This window comes from Calothrix sp. CCY 0018 (genome assembly GCF_963920925.1).
Lineage (GTDB): Bacteria > Cyanobacteriota > Cyanobacteriia > Cyanobacteriales > Nostocaceae > Rivularia.
Window position 1 is genome coordinate 12021 of record NZ_CAWUDI010000043.1, and the last position, 25015, is coordinate 37035.

Here is a 25015-nt window from a genome sequence, read left to right on the forward strand (position 1 = left end):
TGCGAAGTTAGGGAGAACTTACCTACTCTCAGTGGTATTGAAACCCCGTCACTGTTTATTCTAAATCAAGGAGAGTTGGCACAGATGGAATCTATGAAAGCAGCCGTATTAACTGCGTTTGGTGATGCTGATAAGTTTGAGATTCAAACTGTTCCCACACCAACACTGAAGGCGAATCAGGTGTTAGTCAGAGTTTGTGCAACCTCGATTAACCCAATCGACTACCAAACTCGTCGTGGTGATTACAAGGAACTGGTTCGATTACCCGCCATCCTTGGAGTCGATGTTTCAGGGGTGATTGAGGCAATTGGCGAAGCTGTGACTGATTTCAAGGTGGGAGACAACGTGTATTACTCGCCGCAAATTTTTGGAGAATCCGGTAGCTACGCTCAGTATCATGTGGCTGATGCAACGATTGTTGCATTGAAGCCTGCAAATCTATCGCACATTGAAGCAGCTTCTTTTCCGCTTGCAGGCGGAACTGCTTGGGATTGTCTAGTGACTAGGGGCAATCTACAAGTTGGTGAAACAGTTCTCATCCATGCGGGTGCGGGTGGAGTGGGTTCGATCGCAGTTCAACTCGCCAAAGCGATAGGGGCATACGTTTTTGCGACGTGTAGTTCTAGAAACCGAGATTTCGTGACAGAACTGGGCGCAGATCGAGTGATTGATTACAAAAATGAAGATTACGTAGAAGTCATTCGTCAAGAAACAAATGGACTGGGTGTGGATTTAGTTCTAGATACGATCGGCGGAGAAACAATTCAGCGTAGTCTAGAAATCATTCGTTCCTTTGGTAGGCTTACAAGCATCGTAGACATTGCAATACCGCAATCGCTTCTTAAAGCATGGGGCAAGAATCTGACGATTCATTTTGTTTTGTCACCCCAGTACCGAGCAAAATTAGAGGCTTTGACAAAACTCATCGAGCGTCATCAGCTTCGCCCAGTGATTGATTCAGTATTTTCTTGGGATCAGGTCGTTCTGGCACATCAGCGTCTAGAGCAGGGAGGAACACCGGGCAAAATTGTGCTGAAGTTTACAGAAAATTAGACCAGCTTTACGGCGTTGGTAATTGCTAAACGGATCGGAGTTTGATTGTGTGCTGAAGGTCAATGTTGATTGGAACAGGAGAAACAGGATGATACTGCAAGATAAAGGGCTTTAGTTACTGGAGGAACAGCGGGCATTGGTAGAGCAACGGCGATCGCTTATGCCCAACAACAAGCAAAGGTGGTGGTGGTTGGTCGTCGAATGGATGAAGGTGAAGAAACTGTCGTGGATTGACAAGTTGGACTTGAAGCGGTTTTACTCGCTGTCCATTCCCAAAAGTTACCTCTACTGTACAGAAGACACTAGTAGGAAAGTGGGGTTTTAAAGCCTCCCATGAGTGGGGGAGAGGTTTGTATACAGTTCTTTTTTCTTTTTCGGAGATGTCTATGATAGTCTGTCATTGGTGCATTACGGCGATTTTTATTGATTTCAACAATCAAATCCTGATGTCGCCGTAATACATCCAACCATCAGATTCATTTTCTAAACATTGCTCTTACGACGGTTGCGTTTCAAGTATGCGTTCGTCTATTGTGCCGTCTATACACCAATCGATGTTTTTTTTTATCGTCAAGTTGATCTTTTTTGCTTGTGCTGCATACCATTCTAAAATATAGGCTTGTCTAACCAAGCGGATTGCGATCGCCTTAAATAATTCCTCTTCGGTACAGGAGTCGCTAATACAGTCATCCGCTCCAATTTCCATTGCTTTGCGAATGTCGGCTAGTAATGGTTTATTAATAACACAAATCAGCGGGATAATAGCTGTATTGGCATTTTCACGCAATATTTTTATAATGCCGCAAGAATCAAGCTCCGAAGCGATAATATGGCAGATGATTAAATCGGGTAGTTCCGATTGTGCCTTATGTTTGTCTATAAGAGCTTTTCCTGCCACTATCACATCAAACCCTTTTGTCTGCAAGCATTTGAAAAATTTATTACTATTTTGTAATTCCGAACCAATCAATAAAATTTTAGTCATTAGTATGTTTAACTTTTCTTGGCTGATTAGCAGTGATTTTTTTTAGCGGTACTCCGCATGTAATGTCAAATCCATTGATCTCTTCCGAGCGGCTTTGTACTATTTACCATATGGGTGAAACTTTCGCGAGATTATGCAGTTTTAGTTACTTTACTTCAATTTTAAACGTAAATAATCGAGCCTTTGTAAAGCGTTGGTTTCTCTAAGTTTAGTAAGAGGAAGCTTTATCTGGCTAATTATGACCTTAATAGTAAGTAACATTACATTCGGCAAATACAAATAATAATTTTTCAATAAAATCAATTATAATGCCCGTGATGCCCACCTTTAATGTTTTAAATACTGAAAACTTAAGGCTTTGGATAAGTTTTATTAATGGTGAGCATTAGAAAGTTAATTATTTTCATATTTTGGATCATTCTTCACAAGCCCTTATAAACCGAGCTTCTGATACTAGTGCATTCTAATTCACATCTTGCACCAGTGGCTCTATTCTCGGTTTATTGTTGGTTAGACAACACAAGGGAATAATCTTTTCACGAATAGAAACCGGGTTTTTGATAGCGGTGGAAATGTAAATTATATGTAAATTATGAACATTTCGTTAAAAACTGCATAACTTGATTAAGCTGACTCCTATATAAATTAGTAGCCACACTTTAAACATGAGGTAACACTGATTATGAAGTATCAACAGAATCCTTTTTCTAATTTATCGTCAAAGTTAGCTAGTTTACCTGGGTTTATATATTTTCTTAAGGAAGAGGTAACAAATATTCAAGCTTTAGAAGAACCTGTAACTGATACATTTGTAGATGAAAATGAATATATCCATATCAGTGATTGGGTTGAACCATCAGTGTACTTTACAATATTTTGTCCCCACCAATGGAGGTAATAGGTAATAGGTAATAGGGAGTAGGTGAAAATTAATAAATAAATGTGTATTTTATGACTTTTTGAAGGCTCACAGAAATGCGCCCTAACCTCAGCAGTTAATAAATCTTACTATAAAAAGATAATTATGGTTTATTACTAATAAATAAGTGGATTAAGTAAGTCGGCGCAAATAAATTAAACTATGTAACAGAATATTCAGGAGTCTCAAAGTCTTTCCCCTACTCCCTACTCCCTACTCCTTCTTTTAAAATATGCAATATAAAAGATGGCTTTCAAAAATAAATTTATTTATTCTAGCAGCGACATTAACTTTGATTTGGCAGTTAATTTTAATTCCCGTATTTCCGAAAGCTGATGCTCAAGATATTTATCATCTAGGTTATCGAGTTAAAATTAGTCGAAATAACCATTATCCAGTTAATCCAGACAGATTATTGGAAAAAGGTAAAAGACTTTACGAACAACAAAGGTTTTCAGAAGCGATATCCGTTTTAGAGCAAGCAGCACATATTTTTCAAAATCAAAATAATTCAATTAAACAGGCGATCGCACTTAGCAATATTTCCAACTCTTACAAGCAAATCGGAGAATATCAGCAAGCTTTAAGCTACATCGTGCAAAGCCGTCAATTGTTAGAAAAGCAATCAAATATTGATGACGACAAGGAAATATTAAAAGTGTTTGCTCAAGTTTTAGATATTCAAGCTAACTTACAGTTAACGTTAGGAAAACCGGCTTGGGCATTGGAAAACTGGAAAAAAGCTACTGCTATCTACAAACAGGCTAATTTAGATCATCTAAAAAATCGTAGTTTAATCAATCAAAGCCTCGCATTACAAGCTTTAGGACGTTATCAGCTAGCTTTTAAGATTTTAGAACAAGTTGTGCCGGAATTAAATAAGCAACCAGCCTCCATTCTTAAAGTAACAGCATTACGGAATTATGGTGATGTTCAACTATATTTGGGGGAAATAGACGCTTCTTTAAAAACTTTACAGCAAAGCTATGAAATCGCTCAACAAATTAAATCTAATTCTCAAATAGCTCAAACTTTGCTGAGTTTAGGTAACGCTCAACGTGGAAAGGGAAATAAAAATCTAGGCTTATCGGCTTTACAAAATGCAACAATATTCGATAAAACTGCGCCGTTAGTTTATGTTGGTAAACCGATATCTCAAGAGGCAAGAAAATTATATCGGCAAGCCGTACAAACCTATGAGAAAACTGTATTCTTATCGACATCACCTGCAATCAAAGTTAAAGCGCAATTAAATAAATTTAGTCTATTAATAGAGCTTGAGGAATTTTCCAAAGCTGACGAATTATTCTCTCAGCTACAATCGGCTATCAATAAATTGCCCGTATCTAGCACATCAGTTAAGGCTCGGATTAATTTAGCACAAAATCTATTATTATTAAAACAAGTTAGCTCTAGCAATGCGCCGGAGTGGGAAAATATAGCCCAAACTTTAGCTTTCTCGATTAAACAAGCGGAGATTTTGGAGGATACAAGGCTACAATCTTATGCAACGGGTATTCTTGGTAGCGTATATTTACAAACCCAGAATTTGCATGACGCTGAGAAACTAACTAAAAAAGCTGTTGACTTAGCCTTGAGAATAGAAGCTAAAGATATTGCTTATCTTTGGCAATGGCAGTTAGGATATATATTTAAACTTGAGGAAAATAACGAGCAAGCAATAGGATATTATTCTCAAGCAGTAGATAACTTGAATGATTTGCGTGGTGATTTGCTCGTATTAAATTCAGATATACAATATTCATTTCGAGATAAAGTAGAACCAGTTTATAGACAATTAGTTGATTTACTTTTACAATCAACATTATATCAGAATGTTAGTCAAAAAACCTTAAGTCAAAAAAACTTAAATCAAAACAAGTTAAAAAAAGCCCGCGATGTCATTGAAGCTCTACAATTAAGAGAAATAGAAAATTACTTTCAAGAAGTTTGTTTACAGGCTAAACCTGAAATTATTGATACGGTAGTCGATAAAACCGATACCACAGCAGCAGTTATTTACCCGATTATTTTACAAAACCGCCTAGAAATAATTCTCAAACTCCCCAATCAAAATAAATTTAATCGTTACACTACTTTTATCAAAACAAATCAACTTGAAAATACCTTAGAAAAATTACAATATAGCCTCAGACAACCAGAACAAATTAACCAGGTAAACAAAATATCTGGAGAAATATATAGTTGGTTAATTCAACCATTAGAAGCCGATTTACAACAAAATAAAATAGAAACATTGGTATTTGTCTTAGATGGAAACTTAAGAAATATTCCAATGGCGGTACTTTATGATAGTAAAGCGCAAGAAAAACAGCGAAAATATTTAATCGAAAAATATGCCATTGTTTTAACTCCAGGTTTGCAAATGCTGGAGCCAAAACCGTTACAAAGAAAAAAAATAAATATTCTGATGGCTGGAGTTACCGAAAAGCAATTAATTAATAATCAAGAATTTTTACCTCTGAGTAACGTAGAGCTTGAGTTAAATACAATTCAATCGCAAATACCCAATAGCAAAAAATTATTAAATCAATCCTTCACCGATGTAAACTTAGAAAAGCAAATTGATTCAGCCAAATATACGATAGTTCATATTGCTACCCACGGTAATTTTAGTTCAAACTTAGAAGAAACCTATATTTTGACATGGAATAAATTATTAAAAATTGAAGAGTTCGATAAATTATTTCAAATTAATAAAAATGCAGACTCTCAAGCTATTGAACTATTAGTACTTAGTGCTTGCGAAACCGCTCATGGAGATAAAAGAGCAACTTTAGGGCTTTCTGGAATTGCCATTCGTGCGGGTGCAAGAAGTACTTTAGCTAGCTTATGGGCTGTTGAAGATGAATCTACTTCTCGATTGATGAGTCAATTTTACCAAGAATTACAGCAGAATAAATTGAACAAAGGCAAAGCTTTACAACAAGCTCAAATTAAACTTTTAAAGAATAGCGAACCACCATTAATTTGGGCACCTTACGTATTAATTGGAAATTGGCTTTGAGAGTTATCAATTATCAATTATCAATTATCATTTGTTCACCGTTCATCTAAAATCCAAAATAAGCTTAATTTCGGCATTCCCGACTAAGTATGCGTCGGCCATTTGTTAAACGATAAATACCAGATGGTTCGACAATGCGATCGCCCATTTTCCATCTCGGATTTGGTTTTGTTACTTGGGTATCATCGGTAACAGGCTGCACTTCAACCGTAGAATATCGTGAGGATACTGGATTACCCGGACTATAGGGTAAACCTCCTTGACCTACAATAAAGAAACTACCATTTTGTTGGTTACTTCTAACTACGCAGCTATTAGCAACTAAAGTTTCTGTATCAATTAGATTTTGTGATAATTCTGTGAAACTGTTCTGAATACCATTGTTATCTGGAGCATTCAGATTAATATTTCCTTGAACTCTTAATCGAGAACTGGCTGTAATATCGCTTTGTTCGGTTTGCTGGGTGCGGGATTCTATACCAAAGATACCCTGGGAATTAATTTCAATATTACCACCGCTACCCGTAAAAGCGTTGGCGGTAATATCGCTGTCTTCTTTGGGTATTGCTACGATAAAAGCCGACGGGGTATTAACAAAAATGTTACCGCCATCGCCAGGGGCTGACTCAGTACCCGCAGAAGTAGAAATCTGACTTCCACGACGCAAAAACAATGATTCATTGAGATTTAAGATAATATCACCAGCGTCAGCGTTGGCTTGGGATTGACTTTTAAGTTCCCCTCCATTATCTAATTCAATTTTATCGGCTGTGATTTCTAAGTTACCTGCGGCACCAGTACCAGTACTAGTACCCTCGCTACTTACGCACGCACGGTGCGTTCGTGTAAATGCATTTTTTCTGCAATTACTTTATCTTGCAATCGTTCATCAAATGCTAAACTCAAAACTTCCAGCCATTCCGGCTTTAATTCCAATCCAGTTTTGATATCTTTTGTATGAGTTCCTCCCTGTATTGCTAAGTTAACGCGATTCAATATATCTTGTTCGGAAATTCCTTTATCGGCAATAACGAAACCTGCTTGATGTTCGTCTATTTCATATTTGATTCTTACAAGTGCCTTAGCATAACTACTTTGCACCATTACATTTTGAGTAGGATATTTATTTAATAGATTCTTGATTAATTTAATCCCTGTATCTATATGAACAATCTTTCCAGTTCTTTCTGGAATAGATAAATCACATATAATCAAGTCAAACAAAGAATTTTCTTGATGATTTTTTTCTATTTCATAAAGAGCATCTTCTGCTGTTTTAGCAATAAAAACTTCCATATCCGGATATTGATGCATCAGCATATTTAGGGTTCCAGATATGATTAAATGATGGTCATCTACTACAAGTACTTTGGGCATGATTTTTGATAATATGATTTTATTCTTGTTAAACAATCGAATTGATCGTTGTGAATAGCGCCAGCAAGCAATACTGATTAATATAAAATTATTTTACTAGACTAGATTTAGCTATACATACACTTTTGTGTACGTTTTTAGCAATTCCGCTTGATTAACGCATTTAACTTTGAAGCTGATTAAGTAATAGCAGGCTTCCAACCCATGCAATATTGTAGGGGAGAGGGAGGAGATGGGGGGGATGGGGAGAACTTTGAATTCACAATCTTATTGTCAGTAGGGAGCGAGACGCGAACACTACATTCAAACTGCTAACTACTAACTTTTCCCAACAATCGGTTTATTTGATAAATCTTCCAAGCCAATATCATCCAATAGCTGCAACCAATCTCTAGCAAGACTTTTATCCTGGGGATTTGCTCGGCGAAGTTTGGCTAATTTTGTTAAAGCTGAATACCAAATATCATTTTGAGCGTAGAAAGCAACTTGCTGACGGGGGGAAGTAACTGCACTTAATTGCTTTTGTTGCTGTGGTTGTAGCGCTACTCTTTGCACCCATCCCCGCACGTAAATAGGAGTAGTTAATTCGGAATCATCGCAATACAGTTTAAAATACCACTGATAGATTTTATTAGTTTCTAAAGATTGCCCGGAAGCAAGATTAATACCAACAATTCCCTCACCTTCGTTCATATGCAAATCAGTCCGATATACATCATTATCAGCTTCATCTTGTAAGACAAATTCCCCTTTGGGCATCTTGTTTGATTTATAAGGAATATATAACCAAAATGTTGGGTTTGCTTCGACTACTTTACCAACTTGGTTTTCTGGAATCAAAGCAGTCAGTGGTACATTTGTTGCAAGACAATCATTACGACTACCCATTCCTCTTCTTCTAGTTGGTCTTCCTCTATTATCCGCCTTTTCCTGCTTTTGCTTAAACTGTATTTGGATTTTAGGAGCATTTCTACTAATTTGGCTTTGCGATCGCGCTATTACAGGTTGATAAAACAGGGCAAAGCTAGCAGACGTTAATAACGAAATAAAGCTAAATTTAATTTGGCTTAGTATTTTTATTTTCATAAAAATTATTCTCCTTTTTTTTGAAAGTACTATTTACATTTATTTAAAAATCAATCTTACATCAATTATTTTTGAATTGAATTATTCTAAATAGCTTATCAAACTATTTTAATGATTGATTTCAATTAATTATGCAATTTATTTATCTATAATAATTAACAACTATACAGGAATATAGTTATATTGTAATTAAGTGTCATTTTGAAAGATTCACTTAATCTTACCAAGCCTACCTGCATCGACTATAAAGTTATCTTAATTGGCTCAGGGGCTTAATTTCCTCCTCCCGGAATAATCCTTGCAAAAACATTAATTCTTAAACCTGCAACTAAAACAGAACTTACGCAAAGCCCCCCTTAATAAGTGGGGTTGGGGGGATCTTAAATGTCTGGAACACTATTATATTTTCCGTTATTGCTGCGTAAGTCCTATAAAAAACTGCATAAGTTCATTTCAACGGCTTCTAGTTAAAAGTGTAAGGAGGTTTTATTTAACTGCTCTGCGGAATTCTTAACTCAATCTTATAACTTGATTAAAAGTGAATTAAGAAACAGTTGTATAACAGTTAATGCGTCTTCAAAAGTATTGTTGTTTAATGCTTTTGCTGCAATCTCTAAGTCCACAAATCTGACAATTAATTTACAAGGAGAAAGAATCATGAAGAATCAAACTGCACAAAACTTAAATGAATCACAAGTAGAAACGGAAGAAATCACTATAAGTATGGAAAAAATCGAACAGCTAAAGCAAGAAGTTGATCAGAAAATGATCGATGGAATTTATTATTCTAAACTATTTGATTTTTTGGGCGACAAAGGTTTAGAAGGAAAAGCTGTAAAAGTTAAAGTTGTACTCGACTTAAGTGTAATCCGAGACGAAGATATTATTAAAGATAAAGAATTGAGAGATTCTTTACGAGAATTGCCCGGACAAGAATTTGTAATCACTTCTTGCTGGCCTTGTAATGGTAATCAATGGTGTCGCTGATACTAATGAGTGTTTTGGGACAAAATCCAATATCCCCTAACGTCTACCCTTGCTTGCCTCTCGAAGGCAATTTGAGCTTGGTATAGTATTATCAAATATAAAAATATAATATTATATCTATATCCTCGACTTTCCACCCAAAGTCGGGGATTTGATTTTCATGTTACCTCTAAATGTTGCCTCTAAAGTGGTATTTTAATTAAAGGTACAATTTTGGAAATAAATTATGAGAGTCGATCGGTATTGCTTTCATAAGTTAGCTGTTGCAACATTTACGACCATAGCATTCTACGCCAACTCAGTTAATGCCGAAATCGTTCCAGATACAACTTTACCGAATAATTCGAGCGTGGCAACACAACAAAATATAAAAATTATTGAAGGTGGAACTCAAGCAGGAAGCAATTTATTCCACAGTTTTGAGCAGTTTTCCGTACCCACCGATTCAACCGCTTATTTTAACAATATTCAAAATATTCAAAACATTATTACCCGCATCACGGGCAAATCTATTTCTAATATTGATGGCACACTTCGCGCCAACGGTACGGCAAATTTATTTTTAATTAATCCCAATGGAATTATTTTTGGGGAGAATGCTGCTTTAAATATTGGTGGTTCGTTTTTAGCAACTACCGCAAGTAGTATTAATTTCGCCGACGGTACAATATTTAGCGCGACACAACCCCAAACAAAACCACTTTTAACTATAAATGTTCCTATTGGCTTGCAATTTGGTACAACCGCTGCACCCATCCGCAATCAATCTCAAGCTTCTGCTAATGGTGCAACTAATTTTTTTGGTCAAGCTGCTGGTTTACAAGTTTCCAATGGCAAAAGTTTAACATTAATTAGCGGTGATTTGACCTTAGAAGGTGGTAATCTAAGCGCAGATTCAGGACGAATTGAATTAGCAAGTGTTGCAGCTAATAGTTTCATTAATCTCAACTCAACCGATAAAGGTTGGGTTTTGGGGTATGAAGGTGTGGAAAATTTTCAAAATATTCAATTAATTCAACGAAATATTAATGATTCAACCGTTGGATCGATAGTAAATGTGAGTGGAAAAGATGGCGGTGGTAGTATTCAAGTACAAGGTAATTCTGTAGAGTTAATTGGTAATGTGCTTTTAAGTAGTGTAACCACAGATGACACAAATGCTGGAGACATAACGATTAATGCCAAAAAATTAGTTGTTCGCGACGGCGCACAGGTATCAGCTTTTACTTCGGGTAAAGGTGCAGCAGGAAATACAATTGTGAATGCTTCAGATGTAGAGTTAATTGGCGCATTTATTAACAAAGATGGTAGCACAGTGAGTAGTGGATTTATTAATGCTACTGCTGGTGATGGAAATGGAGGAAACCTTACTATTAATACAAGCAGATTAATTATATCTGATGGAGCAAATATATCAGTACTAACTTCTTTCAGACTTGGAAGTGAGAATTCACAATTTATTTTAGCAACAGGAAAAGCTGGTAATTTAACTGTAAATGCTTCTGAACTTGTAGAATTAGTTGGTAAATCAGCAACAGGTAGGAGCAGTACGCTTGTATCTAGCACTTCAAATTCAGCTGATGCGGGAAAAATAACGATTTCGACAAAGCAATTAATTGTTAAAGATCAAGCTGAGATTACTGTCAGCAGTTCATTTCCAAAATTTCCACCAAATATAAATTTTGTCGGCAATACAAGCAATTTAGGAAATGCAGGGGAACTTAATATAACTGCCAATTCTATACTTTTAGATAATCAAGGTAAACTTATTTCTGAAACCGAATTGGCAAATGGAGGCAATATCAATCTTCAATTACAAGAGTTATTATTAATGCGCCGCAACAGTCAAATTTCTACAAATGCTGGGATTGCTCAATTAGCCGGTGATGGCGGTAATATAAATATTAATATTCCCAATGGTTTCATAGTTGCCGTACCCTCGGAAAATAGCGATATTACCGCGAATGCTTTTACTGGTAGCGGTGGAAGAGTTGATATCAATGCTACTGGTATTTTTGGCATTCAACCCCGCAGTCGAGATGAATTAACAACACTTTTATCTTCTAATAATTCTAGCGAAATTAATCCTCAACAACTTTTAACCAGCGATATTACCGCAATTTCTCAACAAAACCCGAATTTAAACGGCGAGTTAAATATTAATGTTCAAGATGTTGAACCCACAAGGGAAGTAGTGGAATTACCAGAAATACCAGTTGATACAAAAGTCTCTCAGGTTTGCAGATTTCGTAGAGGTAATCAAAGTGAATTTGTTTTTACCAGACGTGGTGGTTTACCTCCTTTACCGAGTGAAGCGCTGAGGGGGGATTCTGCTTTGGGTGTTGATTGGATTGAGTTTGAGCAAAGGGGAAGATGGGGGGATGGGGAGATGGAGAGAATAATCCAAAATCCAAAACAAAAGCATCCGTTGTTAAAATCTAAAATCCAAAATCGCATTGTTGAAGCTACTGGTTGGGTTAAAGAGAAAAATGGTGATATCTATTTTGTGGCTGACAAATCTGGGAGAAGTGGAGAGAATTTTAAGGGAGCGGGTTGTTAGTTTGCTCAAAAAAATATTTCTCGATATGCTTATATTCCCGCTTACGGTTGCAAACCGTAAGCTAATAGCTCAAGTCTTATAAATCTGATATCTTGCACCATTTTCGTTAAGCCTTCAAAACCGCCTTGTAAGCCGGAGGCTTTCTCGCAGAGAAATTAATTTCAAGGCTAATATACAAAGTACCTTAAAACGTACTAAAAGCCTTGCTCAGTCTTCTTTAGAAGACTATGGCTTGCGCCACGCTGCGCTAACGTGTATTAGCCTGAGAATTTATTCTAAGGCGGTTGTTGAGAATGGTGCAAGATGTAAGATAAATAAGACTGAATAATATTTTGAACTGCTGTATTGAAAAAATTGCTATTTAGTCATCTTTAGATGACTTCAGCTATTAGCCGGGGGTTTGCAACCCCCGGTGGTGTTGAGATTTACAAACAAATCTCTAAGAAAATACGGGATAATGCGAACCTAATTGGCTGTTAGTCAAAGCTGTTTTTGTTTTTTTTAATCTGTAGGTTGCAACGCTACCGCTACCCACTATCAAGGCAAACATGGAAGGAATGAAGGGTATCCAACCGCCTTGAATTAATATGCTATAGCAAAGAAAATATAATACTGCTTGGGTTAACCCTAAAGTTAATATTAAATGCAACGATGATTTACTTTTACAAGCTAACATTGCTCCAACTACTGCCCAACAGTAAATCCAAAGTGCTTCCGTCCATTTTGACCATACCCACAATAACGGTCTATTGTCAAGGGCTGCGCTAAGAATTTGACTCACCATATGTGCGTGTATAACTACCCCTGGAGTTTTGTTTTGCTCAGATGTAGCAGCGCTATAGGGTGTTGTCCAATAATTATTAAAACTTAAGGCGGTTGTACCAATAATCACAATTTTGTCTTTAACTAAATCGGATTTAATTTTATTTTTAAGCACGTCTTGAAGGGTAACGCGGTTTGCTACTTCAGGTGTGGAGCGCCAATTTAGCATTATTTGATAACCGAGACTGTCAATATTACTGTAACTGCCGCTGTCATTTTCTAAATATGGTTGTAGAAATTTATTGTTATTATCCGATTTGGAGTTTTCTTCGGGATTAAGTTTGAGTTCGATGTTTTCTTGAGTTAAGTAGCCCTGTGCTAGTTGAAAACTAAAGGATTTGTCGGTATTGCAAGGTTGTGCGGGTGCCATCGCTAATAAATGACGACGTAAAATACCATCGAAATCTTCTACAACGTCAGTAAATCCCAAGTTTTGTGGGGATTCTAATGGTGGTGGTACTCCAGGGTTTTGATCTCCTTCGCTGACTTGACAAACTCCAATAAATTTGGGACTTGTTTTCATCCATTTAGCTAACTCTGCATATTTGGGTTTAACGGGATTATCTCGATAAATATTTAAACCAATAACGCGAGGATTATATTTTTCTAATTTATTTACCAATGAAGCCAAAGCACTATCGGAAATTGACGCTGCACCTCTTTCTTCCGCATTCTGTGCTTGTACGTCGGCTTCAGTAATTTCCACGATTAAAATGCGATTATCTTTGCCTTCCAAGGGACGCGATCGCATCATACTATCAAATGCTCTGAGTTCCCAATTTTGCAAAAATCCTAAACTTCGCGCTCCCACAATTGCTGTTGTAATAGCTAAACTAGCACTTAATATTGCGGGTATAATCTGACGCAGGCGCAATTGATAAGAATCGGCAGTTATCGAATTTTGAGTTGGATTTGACCAAGTTAAAGGTGCTTCGGTGGGATTTTGACATATCACTGGCAGCCAACTTGCACAGGGAAATTGCGCTTCTAAACCTTGCAGTTTCTCCCCAGCTTCGCGCACTGCCCGATAAAATGATTTGGATTGCGAAAAACCTGATAGAAAAAACTGTAAAAATCTTTGTGCGACTAAATCCGGTACGGGTTCGCGCATAACAATCATTTGCGGTATATGCAATGAAGTTAATTCTGTCGCTAATCCCAAACCATCGCAAGAATTAAAAATTGCTAACCGCAACCCCCGCGATATTGCCGCTCTCAAACCGTTTTTTAACTGCTCGATTGTTAAACTATCGTAGGGATTAATACAAATTCGTCCGCTTTCTCCATTTCCGTTACTCGAACTATGTCCGGCAAAAAATAATATATCCCATCCGGATTCATCCCAAAGCATCAAATCTAATTCTTGACGTTCAGCTTCTACCAAAAAAGTTGTTTCTGCACCAGGTAAATTTTCTAATATGATTCGATCTTCTTGAATATCAATATTTTCGCTATTGCCTAATATTGCTAAGATTCTGATTTTCTCTCTTAATGGTTCATAGTTATTTTCTAATCGTTCAAAATCCGGTTTACTCAAACATAAAACGGCATTTGGGTAATCATCAAAAAAGTCCCATAAATTCCACGGTAATCGCCGTACCTCATCTAATTCAGTTTGAATAATTAGCTGAATTTCTTCGGTGGAGCTTAATTTTGTGCGTAATTTTTGTTCTAAATTGACAAAAGTAGGGCAATTGAGCCAAGTATTAAATTTATTTTTTAAATCTTCACATAATTTATTAAATTCAACCGATGAAATATTAGTTACATCTTCTGCATCAATTTCAATTTCATCATCCAACTCGTATTCCTGTCGCCAAGTCAAATCGGGAATCAAAGAGTCATAAAGTAAATTGTAGAGAATTTGCCAGCGTCTATAAAGTTCGGTAAGCTCTGGCGCAGCAGGTAAACTTCCAGTAAATTGAATCGGGAAAAAATTTACGTCTGTATCGTACTGGTAAATTTGAGCGATCGCACTATTGAATCCCTCTTGCAAGCTACCTTTTCCCAGATTTAATACGACTAATTTACTCATATTGGAAAACAGGGAACCCTTCGAGTACAAACTTCTCTTTTATCTTGACATTAATTTTAAACAAAAGGAAATAGGCAATAGGGAATAGGAAGTTAGGAGTTAGGAGTTATGCAAAGCCCCCCTTTTTAAGGGGGGTTAGGGGGATCTCCTCCGTTGTAGGAAGTGGCGTGGGTTGGGGGGATCGAAAATGTCTGGAACACGCTCCTAACCGTTCTTGTTGCCTAAGTCCTAATATTATTAAATAATACTTATTGAATACATCTTGAAAAAGTGCGGAATTTATACTAAATAAAAATACAACCCAAATTACTAGCCGAATAGTTTATTTATGATGTTGCTACCCAAACAACATCTTCAATTTATATTATTTGCCAAATTTTACTTTTTTTTGTTGTTACATATTTTGACAAATGCGAAGTTATTTAAGTTCGCAGATAATACTGCAAAACATCTTTATCCGGATTTGATTCCGCTGACGTTGTTACAAGTATCTAACTTTCAAGCCCTTCAAGTACAAAATTTTCTTTGATTTTAATATCTTTGCGAGCAACTTGAATGCTAAAATATTTGCCGAGAGGCAGCTTGAACCGTTTCAATTGAATGTAATTGTCGTAACTTCTAGATTCAACAGACTGTAAAGCATTTCCAGATTCGGAAAGTAAAGTTAATTGCACCTTATCTGGTAAATAAGTTTCTCCAGAAGCGGGATAAAGCTGCACTCGAATACCGACTTTATTATCAATTTGCGGTGATAAACCAATTAATAAAGCCACAGATTTATTTTCTAACTGCATCCCTAAATCAATCAGTTTAGCTCCTTTAACGCAAACCTCATTTAAAACAGAATCGCTTCTGAATTGAAAAGTTCTCGTATCTGTTAAGCCTAAAAAATCATCAACAGAGCGCCAACCTCGATCGAAAACATTTTCAAACCACGAACCCAAATTATGTACAATTTCTTGTGCATTTTCCATGAGATTAACTTGTGAATGTTTTATCCTCTGGCTATACAAAATAGCACGGTATTTTTGCGATGTTAAAATTGCTGCCCATTCTGCAAATTTAATCTGCAAACGAGGTGAATAGACAGTCGGTTTGCTTAATTGTTCTATAATTTGCTTTGCTTGAGACTCCGATAAACTTGGTAAAGTTTGCACTTGTGGTTGTTCGAGAGTACAAAGCTCACGAGCAATCCACATAATATCAATATCGGCAATTAGATCGCGGTTGCTTACACAATAAGTTCTGTCAATTGAATCGTATTGTGCTTTTTCGCGAATTTGCTGATGGCTAATAAAACCCCATATTCTTAACCAACCCTCCTCAACATTTAACTGTACCGAGAGATAATAATTAGCAGCCCAATTAGGAATATCAACCCATTCTTGTGGAATGCGAAATTCAGTTGGATTGCTTTGTTCGTTTGGAACTAAAACCAATCGAGATCCATCGAAGTTTAAATCAATTCCATTCACAAATTCACATTGTTGATATAAATCTTCAGATAGCTGGGGTATGTGGAATTTTTCGAGTAAATCCGGTTCATCCTCCAACCATTTGACGAAAGTATTTAAACACAAGCGATTTACAAAAGCCCTGTGACTAGCAGCATTATTTTGATTTTGATGAAAGTTCTTTAAATTATTCTTTACCGCTTGCTGCCATGCTATTTCTCGTTCTTTTGCTGAAAATTCAATCCATAAATATTCGGCGTAAATTTCTCGTAAATCATCAAATTTCAACATATGACTATTGTTAATCATTAAAAATTATCCTTGTTTTATCTGTATCCATCGATCTACTACATCAACTATCTTGCGATTTACCATAGATAGGGAATCTCTTTCTAAACACATACTTGTTTCCATATACTGCTTGAAATACTTTAAGAATTTGAGCTTGACTGCTGTTAAATCATTTGATTCTTCTAAAGCATTACCGTCAGCTTGAACAACGAACCCGTTTTGGGACTTGATACTATTAAAAATAGTTGTTTGTTCTTCATAGCTAAACTGCTTAATAATTTCATCCAACGTAGAGAATATATTTTTTTGGCAACATAGCTGCAAGCATTTATCTAAAGCATATTTGATTCTTTCAATATCTTTTTCATCATTAAGATAGATTTCTGGATTAGTTTTATTCCATTCCGAGGCAAACTCCTTTAATATGGTTCTACTATATTTTTTTAACTGACGGGCTACTTGATACTGCTTTTGTAGTTCGGAATATTTACACTTAAGAAGATTGGCTATTTCAGTTTGAGTTAAATCTAATCCCTGCCATAGGTTTAAAATTATCTGACATAGTTCTGGCATATTTGTAAATAATTTGTCAAGAATCATTTCTAAGTTTTGAAATTCTTCCTGCTGTATTAATACATCCCATATAGAAGGTTTAGGATCGGATACACCATAATAATCTTCCTCAAAATATAAATATTGCTTGTTGCGGTAATTTTTAGCTGCTCTTATACAAGTTGAAAGCATTTCTAAAATTGCGATATTTGTTGCAGGCACAGAATTAAGATTAAATTGATTGCATCGTTGATTGTAATAATCGGCAATTTTCGTCAAATCATCCTGTGAAGGCTTTCGCGACGAACCAAAATGGTTTGGTGTCATGTGAAAAAGTTCAAAAAAGCATTGCCAAGCTAAACGATGTGAAACAATCTGTGGAGCCTGCAAATTATACGCTAATAAAGCATCATTTAATTCTCCACCACTTAAATCTTTCAATAAACCGTAGCTTGAAAACCTTGTTCTTCTCGCTTCTAAATCTTGTCGATAGATTTCGTTGCGAATAAATCTTTTAAAAGCAGTTATTGCGTATGCTTCTACGTTAATTTGGTGGCGTTCAAAATTAAAGTTCTTAAAAAATTTATTTGGTGAATTTGCAGCAATATTTGCTATTTGAAAAAATTCTTCTAGCGAATATTTATGTTTTATATACTTAAATTCATAATGTATATCTTTTGCTGCTTTAAAACAGGCTTCTTGTAAATAAGCGGAAAAATGCTTTTTAGCGCTACAGCCACAGCAATCTGGATTAAATTGGCTCACATCTTGATTGTTAGACTGCTCTTGAGCTAGTAAAGTTTTTAAAAAATATTGTGCCCAAAAACTTTCCTTTGCTTCTGGATCTGCTTTTAGTTTTAATGTCATCTTTTTTTCAAGCCATACATCCTGCTTCCAACTCAATTGGATTTGAGAATTGTTGGCTGTAAAACAGATAAAGCTAGAAAACTTATCAACTAAATTATTACGTTTTTTTACAAGCATCGGTTTTTACAAAAGCACGAAACATTACTATAGAACCATTCAAATTTAAAATTCTCCTATACTCATTGATATATAAAGCATCTAATTAAGATTTAACTCATAGAAGTTAACAATTATTTGGTGTACTTTGCACGCTTGGCAAGCGTTACATATATCTATGGGTACCCAAGTAAATCGGTTATGCAGTTTTAAGGAATTTTATTTCCGCAGTCAGTATGCGGCATTAAATAGTCGTGCACAAGAAACTTGAACGAAGAAATAGTAAAGCTTTTTATGCAAGATAAAGCGAAATATCGCCCCTCTACTTATCCATTGCAAACCGCGCTTTATAGTCTCTCATTACCGGGCTACTTAAAACATCTATCAATTGCCACATCTACATCTTCGATATTATGTTACTTCGACACACATCTAATATATCTATTGATAGTTGGTTTTTTTCTACAAATAAGGTGGATAATATAGAATTTTAGTAGCCTGAAGGTTTTTAGTTGCGCTCCTATAGGCAGTGGTTTAGGAATTCCGAAAATAAAGGAGTTAAAAGTTAAGAATGATGCTGGGGTAATGAGGTAATGGCGGAGAAAGTTATTCGTTTATCCCCCCATCCCCTTTAGTTGGTAATTGCCTTTAACAGTATATTAATAATTTTAAGTTTGGAAAATTTCAAAGTTCGCTATTAACAGAAAAATGAAATACAGCTAACTAGTATGGTTGTTAATAATCGTTTTACAATCATGCAAAAACCAGAAACTTTAGCTCAATTAATCTGTCGTACTGTGTTAGAATTTGAACAACGGCAAGCGACAGATTTAAAACAGGAAAAACTTGTACAAACAGCTTTAAACTCCCCGACTATTAAAGCATCTAGCCAAAATATATCCAAAAAATCAAAATCACTACGACTTAATTTTAAAAATAAAACTGCATGATTTAAGTTTATTTAGGTTAAAAAATTCCTATTTTATTTATAGGATAAAAGATGAAGTCTATGCTATGAAATTTTTATTTTTAGCTCTATTTTATTTTTGGCTGATTCGGTAATAATTTCTACGGTATTTATATAGAAATATATACTTAATAAATTGATGATAATTAAGGAACCCGGTTTCAACAAAACCGGGTTTTTCATATTATTTTTTGAATATATTGGTTTGATACCCAGCACATTAGAGAACGCATATGCCACAAGTCTTTACCAGGCCAGAAGGTTGCACCTTTACCGTAATCGTTGCTGGAGCATAACTCTTGGATTTCAGTCTTAAACTTCTCGTTGGAGTTGTGAACCAAAACGTGAATAGGCTCTGCACCTAATTCCATTAAGAAGCTGGTCATGCCGTATACTAAATCGGGGTCGCCGTAGATAGCAAAGCGCTTACCATGCAACCAAGCGTGAGAGTCAGTCATAGCATCAACTGCACGGCCGCGCTCTTCTTCTAACTCTTGAGGAATGGGCTTACCAGTCAATTCACTGAGTTTCATTAAGAACTCATCAGTTCCGCGAATACCCCAAGGGCGAACAACTGATGTAGGTTGCTTCCACTCTTTCTCGATATATTCGCGAGTCTTAGGAGTAGAATGTGCTTGCAAGCAAATTGTAGCTTCAGCGTTGCAAGAATCAGCAGCATCTTCCAATTTTGTACCTTTGGGGTACATATTGAACTTACCATCGTTGGGTGCATCAACATAATCCGAGTTGTCAGCCAACAAGGTATAGTCAATATCCATCAACTTGGCAATACGCTTAACTTCGCGCAAGTTACCAACGTAGGTGTCAAAACCAGGGATAATATTGATTTTGCCATTGGTTTTATCTTTCTTCTTACCTTGAGTCAGGTTTTGAAGAATACCCTTCATCATATTATCGTAGCCGGTAATATGAGAACCTACGAAGCTAGGAGTGTGAGCGAAAGGTACGGGTAAATCTTCAGGAATGCCACCTTCATTTTTAGCGTTACCGATAAATGAACCCAAGTCATCACCGATTACTTCTGCCATACAGGTAGTAGAAACGGCAATCATTTTAGGCTTATAAAGCTCGTAAGCATTAGTCAAGCCATCAATCATATTCTTCAAACCACCGAATACCGCAGCATCTTCAGTCATTGAAGAAGAAACAGCAGAGAAAGGCTCTTTGAAGTGACGGGTTAAGTGAGTACGGAAGTACGCCACACATCCTTGGCTGCCTTGGACAAAGGGTAAAGTACCTTCAAAACCAGCAGCAGCGTAAATAGCTCCTAAAGGCTGACAACCTTTTGCGGGGTTAACGGTTAAAGCTTCGCGAGCGAAGTTCTTTTCGCGATATTCCCAAGATTTTGTCCATTCAGCAATTTTCTTGACTTCTTCGGGGTCGTGTCCACCTTCAAACTTTTTCTTGCCTTCAAAAAGTTCTTGATATTCCGGATTATGGAATAAATCAACGTGGTCTTTGATTTTGTCGGGATTCTGTGGCATGGTGTGTTCTCCAATCTTGACGAGTATATTCGTCGTTTACAAATAAAAGTTAGCCGATTTATGGAAGAAGTGATGTAGGAAACAGGGGGATATTCCCCCCACGTAGTTCCCTTAATCTCTAAGCAGTAGCTTTAGCTTTAGCAGCTTGAGTAGTAGCAGGAGCTTCTTCTTTCTTCCAAGGAGTTCCAATCAATTTCCAAGAAGGATTGTTGATTGCTAAATCCATGTCACGAGCGAAGATAGCGAAGCCATCATAACCGTGATAAGGACCGGAGTAATCCCAAGAGTGCATCTGACGGAATGGAAGTCCCATTTTCTGGAAAACGTACTTCTCTTTGATACCAGCACCAACGATGTCGGGCTTGAGTCCTTTAACAAACTGCTCGAATTCATAACCAGTTACGTCATCATAAACGATGGTTCCGTTTTCGATGTAATTTGTAGTACGTTTGTAGTCATCGTTATGACCGAATTCATAACCAGTACTTACAAGTTCCATACCCAAGTCTTTGAATGCAGGTACTACGTGACGAGGACGTAAACCACCAACCATCAAAGCAACAGTCTTACCTTTCAAGCGATGACCGTATTTTTCGAGGATAGCGTCTGTTGATGCCTGATACTTAGCAATTACCTTCTCAGCGTTTTCTTGGATTTTCTCGTCGAACTTAGCGGCGATCGCTCTCAAAGACTCAGCAATCTTGGTAGGTCCGAAGAAGTTGTATTCCATCCAGGGAATACCATAAGCTTCTTCCATATGACGAGAGATGTAGTTCATCGAACGGTAGCAGTGAATCAAGTTCATCTTCACCTTCGGTGTGAGCATCATCTCGTTGAGAGTACCATCACCAGACCACTGAGCGACTACGCGCAAGCCGATTTCTTCTAAGAGGATACGGCTAGACCAAGCGTCACCACCGATGTTGTAGTCACCGATGATTGCTACATCGTAAGGACCTTGTTCGTAATTAAGGGTGTTTTCCTTATGAGCTTTATCAGCAGCAGGGAATACCCAGTCACGAATAGCATCGTTAGCGATGTGGTGTCCTAAAGACTGAGACACACCACGGAAACCTTCGCAACGAGCAGGGATAACTGGCTTACCAATATCCTTAGATGCCTTCTTAGCAACCGCTTCGATGTCATCACCGATTAAACCGATGGGACACTCAGATTGAACTGATACACCTCTGTTGAGGGGGAAGAGTTCTTCGATTTCGGTAATCATTTTGGCGAGTTTTTTGTCTCCACCAAAAACAATGTCTCTTTCTTGGAAGTCAGAGGTAAAGTGCATTGTACCGAAGGAGTCAACACCTGTGGTACCAATGTAGTAGTTACGACGACCAGACCAAGACCAGTAACCACAACCTACGGGACCGTGGCTGATGTGGATCATGTCCTTAATCGGACCCCAAACCACACCCTTGGAACCTGCATATGCACAACCACGAGCGGTCATAACACCAGGAAGAGACTTGACGTTAGATTTTACGCCACAATCACTCTTACCTTCTTCGTGAACGTTGAGGTGCTTAGTACGTCTTTTCTTAGCTTTCTCAGGATAAGCGTCTAAAACTTCGTTAACTAGCTGCTTTCTTTCTTCGACGATGTTCTTCTTATCTGCGGGTGACATATTTTTCTGCCTTTTTTTACTACTGGTAACTACTTGGGATTTGAGGAATAGTAAGAGTTGATTGAAGCATTTGGTAGCAGGTAAAGGGTAAAGGGTATAACGTGTAGTTTTACCTTTACCTTTACCTTTTATCGCGAAGACATCACTTACTACTAGGTAGCAGGAACTTCTTCAGCTTTTTTACCAATAATCTCTGCGTTCTTGGTATCATCATCCAAAATACCGAACTCAACGAGGAGTGCTTCTAACTCGTCCATTTCCAAAGGTGTAGACCGTACAACGATAGTTCTTTTTTATTGAGATAAAATAAGACTTTAAAGCCCCCAAAAGTCTAAATTTTCTTCATCGGTTTATATCGCGGATTTCACTTTAGTTAAATACTTCACGGAGCAATATGAATGTAAGCGTTCGCCCTAAATATTACAAATTTACGTTGATTACAGTCAAGTAAAAACCACTGTATTCCTTATTGAAATCCAACCCATGCTTCTACTTAGTTTAGTATTAAAATATATTGAGTCACAAAGTTAATGTTTAGTTCTGTAACTATAAGGGATGATAATATTTTTTCAAGAATAAGCCCGCTAGTTACTAAATTCAGTAAACCAAAAAGTTTTTCACGCTCAGAGCGATCGCCAAATTTTTGGTAATCTAGGATACTGTCTTACTGTCAATTACTTAATCAGCAAAGGTTGTATAAATTAGGATTACTTATGAACGGCTGATTTATAAATTATTAGTATTATCCAGATGGAATATAGATACCTTCAGTTACTTTATATTTTCGCTCAACAGCTTGGCATAAAAACGGCAACATCTGCTTTAATCGAAAAAGTTTACGATAAATTAATCTACTACCTCTTCTTTTTTGACTAATTCTAAGCCAAAGTAGATTAACCCAAATATTAATTAGAAGAAAAGAAATACCAACAAACAATAATCTCAAAACTGGATTTTTATTATTTGTTCTAATTCTACAAACATTTTTTAGCCGATAGCTACTTTCAATTCCAAATCTTTTTCTATAGTCTTGATGAATATAATCTAAACTTTTGTTACCTTATGAACGACATAAGCCTGCATATTCAACTCCATGTTGACTACGTTTTCCTCTTTTATATTTACAGATAATCCATAATTCAAATGTAACTGAATTATACTTATCTTTTGTCATAGTATAGTTGGTCTTATAACTTTTTTTACCCTTCAAAAATTACTTGATTCCTTTTTGTTTTCCTCTCCTAATTGCAGGCATACTAAATGTAATATCCAATGCTTGTAACCATCTAATAACAGATATACAAAAAAAGCCTCTGTCTAGATAAAGTTGTTTTACTTTGATTTTCAAATAATCAAGTTCAGCTAGTAGATAAGTAATAATAGCCACACTGGTATCCAACCAACGAATACCTCTTATTGCAAGAGTTACGCGCTTTCCTTTTTTCAAAACATATAAAGTTGCATAAGCGTAAAATGAGCAAGTACCAGATTTTGCTTGGCTTCGATATATGTATGGTGATTCTTCATCTGTTGGATTTCCATAATAAGGAATTAAATTTAAATCAATCGCAATTTTTAAATGACCTTTTTTGATTCCAGTCGGAATTCTGCTTTTCAATGATTTATTAATTTTCGTCTCTAATTATTCAAAATTATTAATTTTATCAAGATGATATCTAATATCATTAGCTGTAGGAATTTTCTTTAAAACTTTAGCTGTATTCTCAATACTATTTCCACTGCTTGCTGCTTTAACCAAAATCTCAAATAAAGTTTGTTGGTCACAGGCTCCTTGACTTTGAATAGAAAAATTTTCAGTCAAACATTCAATAACTTCATCCAATGTTTCAGAGTCTATTAGAGCTAATTCTTTTGTCGCTGCGCTACACACAGCTTTTTCTATAGATAGAAAAGTCAATTATCTTAACAAAAAAATACTACACAATATCTTTATCATTTCATATTTTCAATCTTTTACTAATAATATAAGCATTAGTTATGTCACTCGTAGTATATAATACTTTCACCACGCAACTATGATTGGCGATCGCTCTGAGCGTGAAAAACTTTTTGGTTTACTGAATTTAGCTAACTTCCGATGCTGTGGCGTATCGGGATAACCAGTAGAAATATAATATCGCTTGCGAGCGAAGTGAAACCTTAGCTCCAAAATCATTAAACTTGACTCTTGGCGATAGCTCCAAGGGGGGATGCTTCGCGTATCGCCAAGAGCTAGAAAAGCTAATTAATTGTCATAACACACCACAGCAAATTGCACTACGAGAGAAAATAATCCTACTACCGGACAAAGGTAATAATAATCGCAAAATTGGTCGATAAGTGAGTACAAGCCGATTCATGGCTCTTAGATGGAGAAATCGCTGGTTAGACTGAAGTTCCCCCGGAGCATATGTACTAAACTGAGCTTTAAACTATAACAGACAAAGGCTTGAGGGTTTTCGCATGAAAAGTCTGTTTTCTACAACAATTGGTAGTAAATCCTTCGTTTTTGAGAAGATTACTCAGCCTACAACTATACAACAAAGGGCAATCGATTTACTCGGAATTAGCATGATTTGTTCCCAGTAAGCTCGGACTTTAAATCTCTGTAAGTCTCACCATGCATAGATTTCGTTTTTCGTCAAAGGGGAACTTCAGGTTAGAGTTAACAGAACGTTTGATTCCAGTAACTGAAAGATTTAAGGGCGAAGAACGTAAGGGTACACCAGTGTCGAACTCAGGTTAATAAAAAAAGCGAGACAAAATCCCGCTTTAAACATAGTTATCAAAACTGCTTA

General features: G+C 36.5%; 17 protein-coding genes and 2 pseudogenes. 7 read left to right on the forward strand and 12 right to left on the reverse strand.

Going from position 1 to position 25015, the window contains the following annotated elements:
* Positions 1-93 precede the first annotated feature (93 nt).
* Positions 94-1053 (forward strand): zinc-dependent alcohol dehydrogenase family protein, encoded by a 960-nt coding sequence (locus tag ACM03V_RS26090; RefSeq protein WP_414623715.1) that lies wholly within the window; start codon positions 94-96, stop codon positions 1051-1053.
* A gap of 88 nt (positions 1054-1141) precedes the next feature.
* Positions 1142-1278, forward strand: a pseudogene (locus ACM03V_RS26095) (SDR family NAD(P)-dependent oxidoreductase); the annotation flags it as partial.
* A 271-nt stretch (positions 1279-1549) separates the two neighbouring features.
* On the opposite strand, the gene ACM03V_RS26100 reads toward ACM03V_RS26095, so the two are convergent.
* Positions 1550-2038 (reverse strand): response regulator, encoded by a 489-nt coding sequence (locus ACM03V_RS26100; protein WP_414623716.1) that lies wholly within the window; start codon positions 2036-2038, stop codon positions 1550-1552.
* A 682-nt stretch (positions 2039-2720) separates the two neighbouring features.
* Here ACM03V_RS26100 and ACM03V_RS26105 point away from each other — a divergent pair.
* The gene (locus ACM03V_RS26105) at positions 2721-2936 is read left to right on the forward strand and encodes a hypothetical protein (RefSeq protein WP_414623717.1); all 216 of its coding nucleotides are present in this window, start codon (positions 2721-2723) and stop codon (positions 2934-2936) included.
* 253 nt (positions 2937-3189) lie between these two features.
* Positions 3190-5985 carry a CHAT domain-containing protein gene (locus ACM03V_RS26110; RefSeq protein ID WP_414623718.1) on the forward strand — a complete coding sequence of 932 codons (2796 nt, stop codon included), beginning with the start codon at positions 3190-3192 and terminating at the stop codon, positions 5983-5985.
* Between the two features lie 64 nt (positions 5986-6049).
* Here ACM03V_RS26110 and ACM03V_RS26115 read toward each other — a convergent pair whose 3' ends face one another.
* The 3 genes from ACM03V_RS26115 to ACM03V_RS26125 all read right to left on the reverse strand — a co-directional run bounded on the left by ACM03V_RS26115 (position 6050) and on the right by ACM03V_RS26125 (position 8448).
* The gene (locus ACM03V_RS26115; protein WP_414623719.1) at positions 6050-6658 is read right to left on the reverse strand and encodes a hypothetical protein; all 609 of its coding nucleotides are present in this window, start codon (positions 6656-6658) and stop codon (positions 6050-6052) included.
* A gap of 149 nt (positions 6659-6807) precedes the next feature.
* Positions 6808-7362 carry a response regulator transcription factor gene (locus ACM03V_RS26120; RefSeq protein WP_414623720.1) on the reverse strand — a complete coding sequence of 185 codons (555 nt, stop codon included), beginning with the start codon at positions 7360-7362 and terminating at the stop codon, positions 6808-6810.
* Positions 7363-7680: 318 nt separating this feature from the next.
* Complete coding sequence (locus ACM03V_RS26125) at positions 7681-8448, reverse strand: DUF928 domain-containing protein (RefSeq protein ID WP_414623721.1); 768 nt, start codon at positions 8446-8448, stop codon at positions 7681-7683.
* A gap of 657 nt (positions 8449-9105) precedes the next feature.
* Between ACM03V_RS26125 and ACM03V_RS26130 the strand changes: the two genes are divergently transcribed.
* A complete protein-coding gene (locus ACM03V_RS26130) occupies positions 9106-9435 on the forward strand; it encodes a hypothetical protein (protein WP_414623722.1) in 330 nt (109 codons plus the stop codon).
* Positions 9436-9661: 226 nt separating this feature from the next.
* Complete coding sequence (locus tag ACM03V_RS26135; RefSeq protein ID WP_414623723.1) at positions 9662-11995, forward strand: filamentous hemagglutinin N-terminal domain-containing protein; 2334 nt, start codon at positions 9662-9664, stop codon at positions 11993-11995.
* Positions 11996-12434: 439 nt separating this feature from the next.
* Here ACM03V_RS26135 and ACM03V_RS26140 read toward each other — a convergent pair whose 3' ends face one another.
* The 3 genes from ACM03V_RS26140 to ACM03V_RS26150 all read right to left on the reverse strand — a co-directional run bounded on the left by ACM03V_RS26140 (position 12435) and on the right by ACM03V_RS26150 (position 18133).
* Positions 12435-14852, reverse strand: a complete 2418-nt coding sequence (locus tag ACM03V_RS26140; protein ID WP_414623724.1) for a CHASE2 domain-containing protein — start codon at positions 14850-14852, stop codon at positions 12435-12437.
* Positions 14853-15343: 491 nt separating this feature from the next.
* Positions 15344-16615: a DUF1822 family protein gene (locus tag ACM03V_RS26145; protein ID WP_414623725.1), complete on the reverse strand. Its 1272-nt coding sequence runs from the start codon at positions 16613-16615 to the stop codon at positions 15344-15346.
* Between the two features lie 6 nt (positions 16616-16621).
* On the reverse strand, positions 16622-18133 hold the full coding sequence (locus ACM03V_RS26150) for a sigma-70 family RNA polymerase sigma factor (protein ID WP_414623726.1): 1512 nt from the start codon (positions 18131-18133) through the stop codon (positions 16622-16624).
* 707 nt (positions 18134-18840) lie between these two features.
* Here ACM03V_RS26150 and ACM03V_RS26155 point away from each other — a divergent pair.
* The gene (locus ACM03V_RS26155; protein ID WP_414623727.1) at positions 18841-19062 is read left to right on the forward strand and encodes a hypothetical protein; all 222 of its coding nucleotides are present in this window, start codon (positions 18841-18843) and stop codon (positions 19060-19062) included.
* Between the two features lie 196 nt (positions 19063-19258).
* Here ACM03V_RS26155 and nifK read toward each other — a convergent pair whose 3' ends face one another.
* The 5 genes and pseudogenes from nifK to ACM03V_RS26180 form a co-directional block, all read right to left on the reverse strand.
* The gene (nifK, locus tag ACM03V_RS26160) at positions 19259-20584 is read right to left on the reverse strand and encodes a nitrogenase molybdenum-iron protein subunit beta (protein ID WP_414623728.1); all 1326 of its coding nucleotides are present in this window, start codon (positions 20582-20584) and stop codon (positions 19259-19261) included.
* Between the two features lie 118 nt (positions 20585-20702).
* On the reverse strand, positions 20703-22217 hold the full coding sequence (nifD, locus tag ACM03V_RS26165) for a nitrogenase molybdenum-iron protein alpha chain (protein ID WP_414623729.1): 1515 nt from the start codon (positions 22215-22217) through the stop codon (positions 20703-20705).
* A 152-nt stretch (positions 22218-22369) separates the two neighbouring features.
* Positions 22370-22486 (reverse strand): annotated as a pseudogene (nifH, locus tag ACM03V_RS26170) (nitrogenase reductase); the annotation flags it as partial.
* A 944-nt stretch (positions 22487-23430) separates the two neighbouring features.
* Complete coding sequence (locus ACM03V_RS26175; RefSeq protein ID WP_414623730.1) at positions 23431-23835, reverse strand: hypothetical protein; 405 nt, start codon at positions 23833-23835, stop codon at positions 23431-23433.
* A gap of 24 nt (positions 23836-23859) precedes the next feature.
* On the reverse strand, positions 23860-24135 hold the full coding sequence (locus tag ACM03V_RS26180; RefSeq protein ID WP_414623731.1) for a hypothetical protein: 276 nt from the start codon (positions 24133-24135) through the stop codon (positions 23860-23862).
* Positions 24136-25015 lie beyond the last annotated feature (880 nt).

Bases quoted from the DNA above. Each gene is read 5' to 3' on its own strand.
- ACM03V_RS26090 (WP_414623715.1), top strand. From the start codon at position 94: ATGAAAGCAGCCGTATTAACTGCGTTTGGTGATGCTGATAAGTTTGAG.
- ACM03V_RS26100 (WP_414623716.1), bottom strand. From the start codon at position 2,038: ATGACTAAAATTTTATTGATTGGTTCGGAATTACAAAATAGTAATAAA.
- ACM03V_RS26105 (WP_414623717.1), top strand. From the start codon at position 2,721: ATGAAGTATCAACAGAATCCTTTTTCTAATTTATCGTCAAAGTTAGCT.
- ACM03V_RS26110 (WP_414623718.1), top strand. From the start codon at position 3,190: ATGCAATATAAAAGATGGCTTTCAAAAATAAATTTATTTATTCTAGCA.
- ACM03V_RS26120 (WP_414623720.1), bottom strand. From the start codon at position 7,362: ATGCCCAAAGTACTTGTAGTAGATGACCATCATTTAATCATATCTGGA.
- ACM03V_RS26125 (WP_414623721.1), bottom strand. From the start codon at position 8,448: ATGAAAATAAAAATACTAAGCCAAATTAAATTTAGCTTTATTTCGTTA.
- ACM03V_RS26130 (WP_414623722.1), top strand. From the start codon at position 9,106: ATGAAGAATCAAACTGCACAAAACTTAAATGAATCACAAGTAGAAACG.
- ACM03V_RS26135 (WP_414623723.1), top strand. From the start codon at position 9,662: ATGAGAGTCGATCGGTATTGCTTTCATAAGTTAGCTGTTGCAACATTT.
- ACM03V_RS26140 (WP_414623724.1), bottom strand. From the start codon at position 14,852: ATGAGTAAATTAGTCGTATTAAATCTGGGAAAAGGTAGCTTGCAAGAG.
- ACM03V_RS26145 (WP_414623725.1), bottom strand. From the start codon at position 16,615: ATGATTAACAATAGTCATATGTTGAAATTTGATGATTTACGAGAAATT.
- ACM03V_RS26150 (WP_414623726.1), bottom strand. From the start codon at position 18,133: ATGCTTGTAAAAAAACGTAATAATTTAGTTGATAAGTTTTCTAGCTTT.
- ACM03V_RS26155 (WP_414623727.1), top strand. From the start codon at position 18,841: ATGGTTGTTAATAATCGTTTTACAATCATGCAAAAACCAGAAACTTTA.
- nifK (WP_414623728.1), bottom strand. From the start codon at position 20,584: ATGCCACAGAATCCCGACAAAATCAAAGACCACGTTGATTTATTCCAT.
- nifD (WP_414623729.1), bottom strand. From the start codon at position 22,217: ATGTCACCCGCAGATAAGAAGAACATCGTCGAAGAAAGAAAGCAGCTA.